The organism is Acinetobacter sp. AOR01_HL (genome assembly GCF_027855455.1).
Classification (GTDB): Bacteria; Pseudomonadota; Gammaproteobacteria; order Pseudomonadales; family Moraxellaceae; genus Acinetobacter; species Acinetobacter baumannii.
In genome coordinates this window covers 1-13,345 of sequence record NZ_JAKTIM010000027.1, presented here as the reverse complement: position 1 = coordinate 13,345, position 13,345 = coordinate 1, and the positions used below count along the sequence as shown (strand labels likewise).

12 protein-coding genes and 1 pseudogene are annotated in these 13,345 nt (G+C 39.2%); 12 read left to right on the top strand and 1 reads right to left on the bottom strand.

Annotated features, from left to right (window positions below; translation table 11 throughout):
* Window positions 1–75: 75 nt before the first annotated feature.
* From MKL62_RS08635 to MKL62_RS08615, 5 genes are all read left to right on the top strand, one after another.
* Window positions 76–1,284: an IS256-like element ISAba26 family transposase gene (locus tag MKL62_RS08635; protein ID WP_000343018.1), complete on the top strand. Its 1,209-nt coding sequence runs from the start codon at window positions 76–78 to the stop codon at window positions 1,282–1,284.
* Window positions 1,285–1,613: 329 nt separating this feature from the next.
* Window positions 1,614–2,633, top strand: coding sequence for an ABC transporter substrate-binding protein (locus MKL62_RS08630; protein WP_005128619.1), 1,020 nt, complete (start codon window positions 1,614–1,616; stop codon window positions 2,631–2,633).
* 2 nt (window positions 2,634–2,635) lie between these two features.
* Complete coding sequence (locus MKL62_RS08625; protein WP_109850645.1) at window positions 2,636–3,646, top strand: FecCD family ABC transporter permease; 1,011 nt, start codon at window positions 2,636–2,638, stop codon at window positions 3,644–3,646.
* Entirely contained in the window at window positions 3,643–4,407 is a 765-nt protein-coding gene (locus MKL62_RS08620; protein WP_000614440.1) for an ABC transporter ATP-binding protein, read from the top strand. The genes MKL62_RS08625 and MKL62_RS08620 overlap by 4 nt, the downstream gene beginning before the upstream one ends.
* Window positions 4,404–4,895, top strand: coding sequence for a GNAT family N-acetyltransferase (locus MKL62_RS08615; protein WP_005128623.1), 492 nt, complete (start codon window positions 4,404–4,406; stop codon window positions 4,893–4,895). The genes MKL62_RS08620 and MKL62_RS08615 overlap by 4 nt, the downstream gene beginning before the upstream one ends.
* On the opposite strand, the gene MKL62_RS08610 is transcribed toward MKL62_RS08615, so the two are convergent.
* A complete protein-coding gene (locus MKL62_RS08610; protein WP_005128624.1) occupies window positions 4,890–5,678 on the bottom strand; it encodes an AraC family transcriptional regulator in 789 nt (262 codons plus the stop codon). The two genes, MKL62_RS08615 and MKL62_RS08610, sit on opposite strands and share 6 nt — an antisense overlap.
* A gap of 98 nt (window positions 5,679–5,776) precedes the next feature.
* On the opposite strand from MKL62_RS08610, the gene MKL62_RS08605 reads away from it, so the two are divergent.
* From MKL62_RS08605 to MKL62_RS08575, 7 genes and pseudogenes are all read left to right on the top strand, one after another.
* The gene (locus MKL62_RS08605) at window positions 5,777–6,586 is read left to right on the top strand and encodes a sulfite exporter TauE/SafE family protein (RefSeq protein WP_025470034.1); all 810 of its coding nucleotides are present in this window, start codon (window positions 5,777–5,779) and stop codon (window positions 6,584–6,586) included.
* Between the two features lie 181 nt (window positions 6,587–6,767).
* Window positions 6,768–7,649, top strand: a pseudogene (locus tag MKL62_RS08600) (phosphoribosyltransferase family protein); the annotation flags it as partial.
* 15 nt (window positions 7,650–7,664) lie between these two features.
* Window positions 7,665–9,158: a nicotinate phosphoribosyltransferase gene (locus MKL62_RS08595; protein ID WP_270899760.1), complete on the top strand. Its 1,494-nt coding sequence runs from the start codon at window positions 7,665–7,667 to the stop codon at window positions 9,156–9,158.
* Between the two features lie 60 nt (window positions 9,159–9,218).
* The gene (gene ntrR, locus MKL62_RS08590; RefSeq protein WP_005128628.1) at window positions 9,219–9,986 is read left to right on the top strand and encodes an ADPR responsive transcriptional repressor NtrR; all 768 of its coding nucleotides are present in this window, start codon (window positions 9,219–9,221) and stop codon (window positions 9,984–9,986) included.
* A 73-nt stretch (window positions 9,987–10,059) separates the two neighbouring features.
* Window positions 10,060–11,454 (top strand): methylenetetrahydrofolate reductase C-terminal domain-containing protein, encoded by a 1,395-nt coding sequence (locus tag MKL62_RS08585; RefSeq protein ID WP_005128630.1) that lies wholly within the window; start codon window positions 10,060–10,062, stop codon window positions 11,452–11,454.
* Window positions 11,455–11,620: 166 nt separating this feature from the next.
* Complete coding sequence (locus tag MKL62_RS08580; protein ID WP_000737386.1) at window positions 11,621–11,743, top strand: hypothetical protein; 123 nt, start codon at window positions 11,621–11,623, stop codon at window positions 11,741–11,743.
* A 617-nt stretch (window positions 11,744–12,360) separates the two neighbouring features.
* On the top strand, window positions 12,361–13,293 hold the full coding sequence (locus MKL62_RS08575; RefSeq protein ID WP_001040033.1) for an IS5 family transposase: 933 nt from the start codon (window positions 12,361–12,363) through the stop codon (window positions 13,291–13,293).
* The last annotated feature ends 52 nt before the right edge of the window (window positions 13,294–13,345 follow it).

Genomic DNA, 13,345 nt, shown 5'->3' with positions numbered 1-13,345 from the left:
GGGACTGTTCTAAATTTTGTGTAAGTACTTAATTTTCATTTATCCTTCAGAGGATAATTACAAAAGGTACTTCACATGGATGAAGCAACAATCAAAAGTATGGCTGCCGAATTGGCTAAAGGTCTAAAAACACCAGAAGACTTAAACCAAATGACAGCAGTCTTTAAAAAATTCATGATTGAAACTGCACTCAATACTGAACTTTCAGACCATCTCGGTTATGAAAAGCATCAGCCCAAGAAAGGCTCAAATAGCCGTAATGGGTTTAGTTCTAAAACCATTACAACTCAAGATGGACAACTGGCTTTAGATATTCCCCGTGATCGAGAAGGTTCATTTGAGCCACAAATTATCAAAAAGCACCAAACACGCATCACCAGTATGGATGACCAAATCCTCTCACTGTATGCAAAAGGAATGACTAATAGGGAAATTGTAGCCTTCTTCAAAGAAATGTACGATGCCGATGTGTCAGCATCTCTCATCAGCAAAGTTACCGATGCTGTGATTGAGCAAGTGACTGAGTGGCAAAATAGAGCCTTAGATAGCCTTTATCCTGTTGTCTATCTTGACTGTATTGTTGTCAAAGTCCGTCAGCACTCCAATGTGATTAACAAGTCCGTATACCTTGCTTTAGGCATCAATATGGATGGGCAAAAAGAATTACTGGGTATGTGGATTGCTCAGACAGAAGGTGCCAAATTCTGGCTGTCAGTCATGACAGAGCTAAAAAATCGAGGAGTACAGGACATTCTTGTTGCCTGTGTAGATGGATTAAAAGGCTTCCCTGACGCGATAGCCTCTGTTTACCCTCATACTGATATTCAACTGTGTATCGTGCATGTTGTACGCAATAGCCTGAGATTTGTAAGCTGGAAAGACTACAAAGCTGTTACGTCGGGTCTGAAAGCGATTTATCAGGCAAGTACAGAGGAAAATGCTTTAAAATCCCTAGACATCTTCTGTGATCAATGGAATCACCAGTATCCCAAAATTGGAGAATCCTGGCGGGCCAATTGGGAAAATATCCGAACGATCTTTAGCTATCCAGCCGAAATACGTCATGCAATTTATACAACAAATGCGATTGAGTCGTTGAATAGCGTAATACGCCATTCAACGAAGAAAAGGAAAATCTTTTCATCTGATGACTCAGTAAAGAAGGTCATTTACTTAGCAACATCAAATGCTGCGAAGAAATGGACGATGCCAATTCAAAATTGGCGTTTAGCAATGAATTGGTTTACGATTCAGTTCGATGATCGATTAAAAGATCATTTATAAAAAATGGAACTTACACAAAATAATTTACAGGCTCTCCAAAAACAGGTATGCTGAGTCCTAGCACGAGGCTCGCCGCTATAAACATGATTAAATTATTTGACTCGCTTTTATAGACTTTTTGCCCAATCATTAAATAGTTTTTATTAGTTGGTAAATTTGGCGTTTTTTTTGCTTACTATCTAAGGCGTTATCTAACATACTTAATTTGATTGTTGCATAAATAATGATTCAAACCGTCTTGCTCTCTTATGGTGTTTTTTTCACATGAAAAATGCACTAAATAAACACATCTTTTTATTTTGCACTCTATTTGTGCACGTGGTGTCATAATGAAGTTATTGGCTTCATTACTCACTTTACTCATTCTATGTGGATGTTCCTCATCTGAGCAACATAGAAAAACTCAAGAAAACTCAACCTCTCATTCAATATGTGTCTTTGATAGTACAAACACAAAAGTCTGTGTAGCCAAACCTGCCCAAAGAATTGTCTCTTTGTTTGAGTCGGGTTTAGATGGCCTCTATATGCTAGGGCAAGGTGACAAAGTAATTGGTATACCTGCCGAAGTATACATTCAACCTTTATTATTTAATGCCTATTCAAAAATAGATAAACGCATTGCCAATAAGCAGCTTGCAGCACCTTCGCAAGGAGCCAATGCAACCAATATTGAAAGTCTGGTGCTGTTAAAACCTGATCTAGTGATTGTAGGAAGCGGGCAGACCCAAACGATTGAACTGTTACGGCAGTTTGGCATTGCTGTATATGTGATGGAGTCAGGCACCTATAAACAAGTGAAAGAAGAACTGTCTGAAATTGCTATTCTGAGCGGCGCCCAAAAGCGAGCTCAGGAAATTTTAAATTTCTCTGATGAAATTGTGGCAGAAGTCGCAACCAAAACGGCCCGTCAGCCAAATAAACAATCGATTTACTATGCTTGGTCTGGTGGACGAATTTTTTCTACCTCGGGACGTCAGTCGATTACCAATGATTTTATTGAACTCGCAGGTGCTTACAATATTGTTCAGACCGAAGCTAACCAGCCTAACGTGAACCCAGAGACTTTAATTGAATGGAACCCTGACAATATTGTGCTTTGGAATACCAATCCTAAACTGATTTATGAACGAAAAGAATTACAGGGTTTAAGCGCTGTACAAAACCGAAAGGTATTTAATTTGAGTCCTGCATTTATATATAACCCGCACACCATCAAAATCATTATTACGGCGATTTATCTAAATCACAGTATTTATCCTGAACAGTCTGATTTACCAGTAAGTGCTTTACAACAGCGTATTTTAACCAAGTTGTATGGTGAGCAGCTTGCTAAAGCGTTGGTGCAATAAATATGGAAAAGCTGAAATATTATTGGTTTTACCCGTTACCTTTCATCATGATTTTTATCTCTTTGCTCATTGGGCCTACGCAAACATTGAGTGCATGGGATTATTTGCGGTGGGGGATGCAAGCAGTCTTTGGTACACCATATTTTGATGCAGAACAATTTAGGCTGATGCAAAACATTTTAGTAAATGTCAGGCTGCCTAGAATTTTACTGACCTTTATGGTGGGAGCTGCATTGGCAACCGCAGGTAATGGCTTGCAGGCCTTGTTTCGTAATCCATTGGTTGATTCTTATGTACTTGGTATTTCATCTGGCGCCGCGTTTGGTGCAGCCTTGGCACTTTCTTTAAGTTGGCTTTCACCCAATCTATCAGCCTTTGTTTTTGGCGTTTGTGCTGTTGGCTTAACGTATTTATTTGCACATCAAAAACATGAAAGCCAGACGTCTTTAGTGATGGTAATTTTATCGGGCATGATTGTTTCGGGACTGTTTTTAGCAGGACTTACGGTTATTCAATACCTAAGCGATCCATTTAAATTACAAGCGATTGTGCAATGGACGATGGGCAACTTACATCAGGCTTCTTGGCAAAAGGTTCAATACGCCGTGCTTCCGATTTGTATTGGTCTTGCCGGATTATTTGCGATGCGTTGGCGCTTAAATTTAATGGCACTCGGTGCTGAAGAAGCACAGGCGGTGGGTGTTAACCCAAGGTGGGAACAACTTCTTTTAATTGCTCTGGTGACTGTATGTACGTCAACTTCTGTGGCTGCGGCAGGCATTATTAGTTTATATGGGCTGTTTATGCCGCATATTGTGAGAATGTTGGTTGGGCCAGATCATCGCTACAGTATTCCTGCCAATATGGTGTTGGGCGGCAGTTTTCTACTGTTGATTGATAACTTTTCTCGGGTTTTACTGACATTTGAAATACCGATTGGTATTTTTACTATGCTACTTGGCGCACCATTTTTCTTATTATTAATGAAAACACAGAGGACTCATTGGGCATGATTCAAATTGATCAGTTAAATTATGCCTATGGGCATAAACAGGTTCTTAAAAATATTCATCTAGAGTTTCCTGAAAATCAGTTTTCAGTGATTTTAGGGCGTAATGGTTGTGGTAAATCGACACTGTTTAAATTGATGGCGGGCCTAGAACCCGTAAAAGATGGCTTGATTCGTTACTCTGGAAAACCACTATCGGACTTTAAAGGGAAAGATCGTGCTGCATTACTCGGTTTTTTACCACAGTTTCATAAAACCGTATTTCCATTTTTGGTTAAAGATGTGGTGATTACGGGGCGTGCTGCTTTTAGCAGATATAGACCTTCAAAATCAGACTGGGAACGTGTAGATCAAGCTTTACTTGATTTAGATATTGAGCATTTGCGTGACCGTCCTTATACCGAGTTATCGGGTGGTGAACGGCAATTGGTTATGATTGCGCGTATTTTAGTGCAAGCACCGAAAGTCATTTTGCTCGATGAGCCAACCAATCATCTCGATGTTTATTATCAGTCTTATTTAATGAAAAAATTGCGTCAGTTGTCGCGGCAAAATTTTACGGTGATTGCGATTATGCATGATCCCAATTTAGCTTTTTTATTTGCGGATCATTTATTTTTTATGCGCCAACATGAGGTGGTTAAGCCTGAGTCAAAAACAAGAATAACCGATCCGAAGTTTTTAAAAAGTGTCTACGATGTTGAGTTCCATGAAGCCATGATTCAAGACAAAACCATTGTGATTCCTGATCATTCTTGGCTATGAATATGTTGAATTATCAGCTAGTGGGCAAAACTGATTCTGAGTCAGCGGTAGAGTTTGCGCTTTATACAAGACAGCTCTTATTCCCAGAAATTTATCATGGGCAAGTTCCCAAAGATTTAAAAAATTTTGGGCAATATTATGTTAATGATCCACTAGGTTGCTTTATTACGGTAAAAGATAAAAACCGTATTGTTGGCACTATTGCATATCGGGCGTATGACCATCGTTTTGATTTAAATTTGCCATCTAATACGGTTGAGGTAGTTAAGTTATTTGTATTGCCTGAATACCGTCGTAAGGGCATCGCGACCCAGCTATGTGACATGTTGTTTAGCCATGCCAAAAACAGTGAAATTACGACTTTGTATTTGCATACTCATCCATTTTTACCGGCGGCTGAAGAGTTTTGGACTCTACAAGGTTTTGAGGTTATTCAACGCGAATGGATTGATACGTATGACACCATTCATATGAGTAAATCTTTATAGTGCTTTATCATGCGTATGAAATCTTTTTTGAAAATGGGTAGGTGGATAACCCATAATTTTGCTGAACATTGCGGTAAAAGCTGCCGAATGTTCATAGCCCAAACTAAAGGCAATTTCAGTAATCGAGATATTCCCTTTTAAGGCATTTAAAGCATAGATGATGCAGACTCGATTACGCCAAGCTTGAAAGGACATGCCAGTTTCAGACTTAAACCAACGATGAAAAGTTCGTTCACTTTTATTATGGTCATGTGCCCAATCTTTAGGGCTGCTATGAATATCGGGACGCTCCATAAACTCAGCACACTGTTTAGATAATAATGTGTTGCGAGGCAGCGGAATAAACAGAGGCAGGGCTGGTGCAGCTTCTAATTCATATAACAATAAATCGATAAGAGCGCCGTCACGGCCTGAGCGCGAGTAATCAATGGATAACTTATTTGCCTGAATGAGCAATTGATGTAACAAAGGCGAGACTTGTATAACCTCGCAATAGTTTGCTTGTCTTGGGGCACTACTCACTTCTATATACAAACTATAAGTACTGACTTTAGATAACCATACCCGATGTGGTTTGCCTGCCGGTATCCATACACCGCTGTACGGTAATACGAGCCATTGTCCATCTTCAGTTTCAACTTTCATGAGGCCTTCGGGTGCATATAAGAACTGTGCACGGCGATGGCTATGCGTATCTAACAAGGTATCAGCAGGATAATCTGACCCTAACGCTAGAACTGATTGTGGTAGATGGTCTACATCGTTAATTGAAATATTACGCATATATTTTTGGCTGAAACAAATAAAAATATGGCTTTTCTACGTTGGTTTGCCATAGAGCTATTTTATATCATGCCTCTATAAACGTGAGGAAGATGATGATGCTATATGAGCTATTTTTATTTGGACTACTGTCAGGCATAACCACTTGGTTATTTGGTTTTGGCGGCGGTTTTGTGGCTGTACCTTTGCTTTATACAGTCATTATTCAAAAGTGGAGTAATGAAAGTAATATCGGCATACATGCTATGCAAATCGCCGTAGCCACATCAGCGTTTGTCATGCTCTGCTCGGCAAGTTTTGCAACCTTTCGGCACTATCGTTCTGGACATATAGATTGGCAACAAATCCGCTTTTTATGGGGTGGTATTGCACTTGGTGGAATTGTCGGTGCGGTAATGGCCTCATTGTTTAATGGAAATTGGCTTCGTTGGATATTTATGGGCTATGTGTTCATAACCATTCTAGATTGTTATTACCGACCAGGGTTTATAGTGATATCAAGGCAAAAGCAACACTATGGTCAAAATAGTGAACTCATTAAAGGTGGCATTATTGGTTGGGTTGCAGCACTTTTAGGTGTTGGAGGAAGTGTAATGACGGTTCCTTTATTACGGCGGCGGGGTAGTTCTATGGCAGAAGCTGCGGCTATTGCAAACATTCTCACGCTGCCTTTGTCTTTAACTGCAACGCTGACTTATTGCGTATTGTCACTTTGGCAATCTACATGGACACCCAACGGATTTATCGGACTAATCTGGTTTGAAGCTGCTTTATTCTTGGTTGCTGGAACATGGATTGGACTATATTTTTCAGAAAAATTTATTTCAAAACTACCCGATTTATGGCGGGCAAAGTTATATCCGCTACTTTTAATAATAGTTCTACTCGTCATGCTTTTTTTAAATTAACTTTTTATTTCAATTAATTGAAGAATAATCTCTCTTAAATATCGAATTTCTAAATGCTCTAAAACTACAAATTTTATGCCTCAAATGGCTTTGAAAAAAGTTTAAAAATTAGACTTGAAATATATAGTGGCTTTGTGCCACTATATATTCATCGAAGGTCATCAGACAAAAAGAGGATGATATGGCTATCCAGCTTTTAGATGCGGCAAGAAATGAGATTCCAGTGAAATTTACGCAGTTTTCTGGTGGCGAGCGTCATGTCCAAATTGATGAGACAACCTTAGGTTCACTATCTGGCAAGGTATTGGTTCGTGCAAAGATGGCCTCAAGTCACGATGTGATGGACTATTTGTTACTTGAAAATATATTGCTGACTCAGGGTTTAACCATTGACCTAGAAGTTCCGTATTTTCCATACGCGCGTCAGGATCGTATTTGTGCAGTAGGCCAAGCGTTCTCGCTTGATGTGATGACCAAGTTACTCAACATCAATGCTGACAAAAAAGCGGGCAAACAAGGCAAGGTGACTGTTTGGGACTGCCATAGTGAAGTAACAACAGCATTACTTGCTGCCAATACTTCTTTTAGTGAAGTTGTAAACATCAGTTCAGTCGACATCATCGCAAAGAGTGAAGCGCTAAGTACATTGTTAAAAGATGAAAAAACAGTGTTGGTTTGCCCAGACAAAGGCGCAAAAGCGCGTACACAAATGGTCGCAGATGCTTTTAATTCTAAGCGCAAACAACCAATCACTATTATTCAGTGCGATAAAAAACGTGATCCAGTAACTGGCAAAATTTTAGGTACACATGTACATGCGACTGATTTATCAGGCCTCACAGCGGTCATTACCGATGATATTTGCGACGGCGGTGCAACCTTTATTGGTATTGCCAAAGAACTCCGTCGTCTTAATTGCCATAAGGTCGTTCTATATGTGACCCACGGTATTTTTAGTAAAGGAATAGAGGTTTTTGATGGACTGTTAGATCAACTGTTTACCTCAGACAGCTTTCCACAACAACCATCAGACAAAATTTCAGTAATTGCTTTTGCAGCAAAAATAAAGAGAACAAAGATGACGATTAAACTTAATCCATTAAACGCTATCGATTTTTATAAAGCGGATCACAGACGTCAGTATCCAGCAGGCACAGAGTACGTGTACGCAAATTTTACGCCGCGTTCATCTCGACTCGCTAAAATGTTGCCTGACTTTGACGATAAAGTTGTGTTCTTTGGTCTTCAGGGTTTTATCAAACACTTTTTAATCGATACATGGAATGAAGGCTTTTTTAAGCAACCTAAAGACAAAGTCGTGGCTGCATATAAACGCCGTATGGATAGCTCATTAGGTGAAGGTGCTGTACCAGTCGATCATATTGAAGCTTTACACGATTTAGGTTATTTACCTTTACGGATTAAAGCTTTGCCAGAAGGCAGCCGCGTCAATATGCGTGTACCCGTGCTCACCGTTATTAATACCGACCCGCGTTTCTTTTGGTTAACGAATTATATCGAAACCGTGTTAAGTGCTGAGCTTTGGAAAAGCTGTACTACGGCCACTATTGCTTATGAGTACAAACGTTTATTAACTCAATATGCCGTAAAAACTGGCGCACCACTCGATTTTGTACCTGTGCAAGGACACGATTTTAGTAGCCGTGGTATGAGTGGAATTTATGATGCAGCTCAGTCTGGTGTGGGTCACTTAACCAGTTTTATTGGAACAGACTCGGTTGCTTCAATCGACTACGCAGAAGAATATTACAATGCCACAGGTGTGATTGGGGTTTCTGTACCAGCGACCGAACACAGTGTGATGTGTATGGGTACAGAAGACAGTGAGCTAGACACATTTAAGCGTTTAATCTGTGAGCTTTATCCATCGGGTGTTGTCAGTATTGTGTCTGATACTTGGGACTTTTGGCGAGTCATTACAGAATTTACGGTGGCTTTAAAACCTGAAATTTTGGCGCGACAACCCAATGCTTTAGGCTTGGCTAAATTGGTTTTCCGTCCAGACTCTGGTGACCCAGTTAAAATTATTTGTGGTGACACAAACGCCGAAGTCGGCAGCCCAGCATATAAAGGCGCTGTTGAATGTTTATGGGAAGTGTTTGGTGGTACAACAACTGACCAAGGCTATAAAGTACTGAATGAACGTGTCGGTTTAATTTACGGTGACTCGATTACTCTAGACCGTGCACAGCGTATTTTGGAAGGATTAGAAGCCAAAGGTTTTGCTTCAAATAACTTGGTGCTTGGTATAGGCAGTTTTACTTATAACTACTTAACTCGCGATACCTTTGGGTTTGCTGTGAAAGCGACTTGGGGACAGGTGAATGGTGTAGGCCGCGAACTGTTTAAAGACCCCATTACTGACTCCGGCGTAAAAAAATCTGCGAAAGGTCTATTACGCATTGAAGAAAGTGAAAATGGCTTTACTTTGTTTGATGAGCAAACAGCCGAACAAGAACAAGGCGGAGTACTTAAAATAGTCTTTGAAAATGGTAAACTTCAGTATGAGTGTACTTTGGATCAAATACGTGAGCGTTTATCCATCGCATAACTGAGTTTAGATGAGCCGTTGCATGAGTATCGGCTCATCATTTTCACTGAGAGACTGAACGTGACTATTCAAACTGAACAAGAATTCCTTGCCAGTTATGATCGCCGAGATTATGACGCACCTTTACTCACGGTCGATATGGCTATTTTCTCGGTATTTAATGGTCAGTTGCAGGTATTACTTATTAAGCGACCAAATTTTCCAGCCAAAGACCAATGGGCTTTACCGGGTGGTTTTGCCGATTTAACGCATGATCAAGACCTGATGACCACGGCTTATCGTAAGCTCGTCGAAAAAACAGGGATTGCATCACCTTACTTAGAACAAGTTGCTTCTGTCGGTAACGCGAAACGTGACCCGCGTGGGTGGGCCGTGACTATTTTGTATTTTGCTTTAATCGATTTTAATGCCTACCAACACCAAGCGTTGGCTGAATACAGCGAATGGGTGCCAGTGACAAAAGCACAAGATTTAGCATTGGCATTTGATCATAATGAATTACTTAACTTGGCTTTAGAGCGTTTAACCAGTAAAACTCGCTATACCGCTTTGCCAGCTAGTCTCATGCCCGAGTTATTTACACTGACCGAGCTACAGACTATTTATGAAATTATTCTTGGGCAATCTTTAGATAAAAAAGCGTTTAGACGCCGTATGATAGAAGCAGGCGCAGTTGAAGAAACCAACCACAGTAAAATTGTAGGCAAACGACCAGCTCAGCTTTACCGCTATGCACTCGATTCTTTTGATTTTATATTTCCCCGTTCACTCGAATTACCTAGAAATAAAGAGGGTGAAGATAAGCAAAACAATGAGCTTTCTGACTAGCGCATCTTAATGCACTTTTGATTTATAATGCCGCGCTTATGATTGATGTCATGTTTTGATAAGCGCTTTGCCTATGTCACACCTTTCTCCCTGCTTCCAGCAAAACCAGTTTTTTGTGTTGGTGGAGTATCTCACTTCACTACATGAAATTTATCCTGTAAGACATGAGTTTGCAGGATATCCAGCTGCAATGACATTGGCAGATCGTGTACATTCAGATCATGATATTGCGCCGCTTGAAGCCAGTAAAAGTTATCCTGACATAATTGATAAAGTCTTACACTTTTCAGGTAAGGCCCGAGACATACAAGACTTCGAGCTCTTTTTAGAACAAGCCAAGTCTGCCAATATTCAAAACTTGTTATTGCTTACAGGCGATAAACTTAAAGAGCATCATAATGGTCGAGATGGACAGCCTCGTAGTCGTTACCTAGAGTCGGTAAACGCCGTAATGGCAGCTAAGCAACATGGTGGTTTTCGTATTGGGGTTGCTTTTAATCCGTTTAAATATGTCGAAGCTGAGCGTGATGCACAGTATTTAAAACTGCATAAGAAGATTAAAGCAGGTGCTGACTTTATCATTACCCAATTGGGCTATGACATTGAAGCCTTAAAACAAGCCAAATCATTTTTAACCAAGCATGATTATTCGCAGCAAATACTAGCTTGCGTCATGCCACTGACTTTAGGCCGTGCCAACTTCATGGTAAAGCATAAAGTTGCGGGTATTGTGATTACTCCACACATGCTAAAAGTCTTGGCAGAGGAAAAACAGGCAGGGCATACAGACCGTGTTTATTTGCGCTGTGCTTTACAGATTTTAATATGTAAACACTTAGGATTTGCGGGTATTCATTTATCTGCTTGTCATAAGCCAGAAGAGCAAATGCTGCTTGAAAGTTACATCGAGCAATACAGACATCTTAACCTTAAGGCCTTAGAAGAGCTTTGGAGTTCACTTTGGCAAGTCAAGACAGGCAAAGAGTTTACCCCTGAAATTGCTCGTTTTTCACGTCAGCCAACATCTAAACAAATCATTAAATATCGCCAACTACATGTGATGCATGAGGCCCTGTTCGGATCTAAAATTGCCAAAGGCGTTGGGCGGTTTATTTTTAAAGCGCCTTTTTGGGAAAATTCTGTGGTCGCTAAAGCATTACTCAAAACAGAAGTATTGAGTAAACATAGCCTAGTCGGCTGTGAAAGCTGTGGTCAGTGCCGTTTAGGTGACACCTTATATATTTGCCCTGAAACATGTCCGAAAGGCTTAGCTAATGGTCCTTGTGGTGGAACAACTTTAGACCGCTGTGAATTTGGTGACCGTGAATGTATTCATTCTGTCAAAGCAAGACTAGCCAAAGCGGTTAAACAAAGCGAAATATTAAAAGAGAAACTGATTCCAACAGTGCCTCTTGAAACGAGAGGAACCAGTTCTTGGAAAAACTGGTATTTAGCGACTGAAGCATAAGTTGTATAACTTCCTTGATTTGATTTTGTTAAAAAATCAATTTATATGCTAAAGCAGGGTAATAATTTAAAAATAACAATCGTTTGCCTTAATTATGTCCAATCAAAGTGATTACCTAGGAGTATACTTAAAGCAAATCTTTTGCGTTAAAAGAAAGGCTGTCTCAATGAAAAAGTTGGTTGCTGTACTTACTGTAATTGTTGTTTTAACTGGATGTGTTTATGACCCTGTTAATTACGACAAAATACACGACCAAGAGTTCCAAGATCACCTCAGGCAAAACGGTTAGTAATAAAAAAGCCCACTCAATGAGTGGGTTTTATTTGGAATAACTTTAGAAGAAATTTTTAAGGGTTTAAATCAATAAACAAAACCACTTAAATCACTATTTTTAAAGGTTTGTTCACCTTTTAATAATAGGTTTAAACTTATTTGTAAGATGGTTTTATCTAAAAATAATAAGCTATTTTACTTGTTGTAATAGCTTATTTATTAAACAATCATTACTTATAAGATTAAACATTCTGTCAGTTTTACTGTTGTTAATTTAAAGAAATATAATATTTATAACTTATATATCTTATTCGTATAACTATAACAATTTAAATTGTTAATCAATTTTGAAATTACACATTATTTTAATTAATAATACTTAATTATTACATAATTAAACTTATATTTAATAATACTGCAATAAAAAGCTATTTAATAACTTTAATAATCAATGTCTACGAAGTAGTAATTTTTTTTGAAAAACAATTATTTATATTTGATTTTTTAAAGTAAATTTATATCGAAAATTTAGACAAATTCGAATTACATAATTTTTAAACATAGTTTATATAATATGATGGCTTTGTTGCACAAACCTATCTCTAAAGGCTTATTCCACAATATAATTTTGAGATGAATAAGCCTACACCTAAAATCTACCGTACAACCAATTGGCCCACATACAACCGAGCTCTCATTAATCGTGGGAATATTGCCATTTGGTTTGATCCCAAAACACAATGGTATGCTCAACCAAAAAGCCAACATGGTCGAAATCAAACTTATTCCGATACAGCCATCCAATGCTGCTTAATGATTAAATCCATATTTCGTCTTTCTCTACGCATGGTCACTGGCTTTGTACAAAGCCTGATTAAACTTTGCGGATTAGATTGGACAGCGCCAGACTATACGACGCTTTGCAGAAGACAAAAACATATTGATATTGCGATTAGCTACCAAAAAAGTAGCAATGGTCTACATCTACTCGTAGATTCAACTGGTTTAAAGTTTTTGGGCGAAGGTGAATGGAAACGGAAGAAACATCAGCCTGAATATCGTCGACAATGGCGTAAGCTTCACATTGGTATAGATGCTGAAACGCTGCAAATACGTGCAGTTCAGCTCACAACGAACAATATCAGTGATTCACAGGTGCTCGGTGATTTACTTGGTCAAATACCACTTGATGAGCGAGTAGATTCTGTCTATACCGATGGAGCCTATGACACTAAATGCTGCAGACGAGTGATCTCAGATCGTCAAGCATATGCGGTGATTCCGCCAAGAAAAAATGCGAAACCGTGGAAAGATACAAAAGTTCATTCGCAAGAGAGAAATGAATTACTAAAAACAGTTAAGCGTCTAGGAAGAGCCCTTTGGAAAAAGTGGTCTGGTTATCATCGGCGAAGTTTGGTCGAAACCAAGATGCATTGCATCAAATTATTAGGCGATAAACTCTACTCAAGGAATTTTGACAGCCAAGTGAATGAGATCCATGCACGTGTAGCCGTATTAAATAAATTTACAGAATTAGGCAGACCTCATACCCAAGTTGTAACCTAAATTTTAGCAACTTAGGAAAACTTTACCTTCAAAGGCTTTATGCAACAAAGCC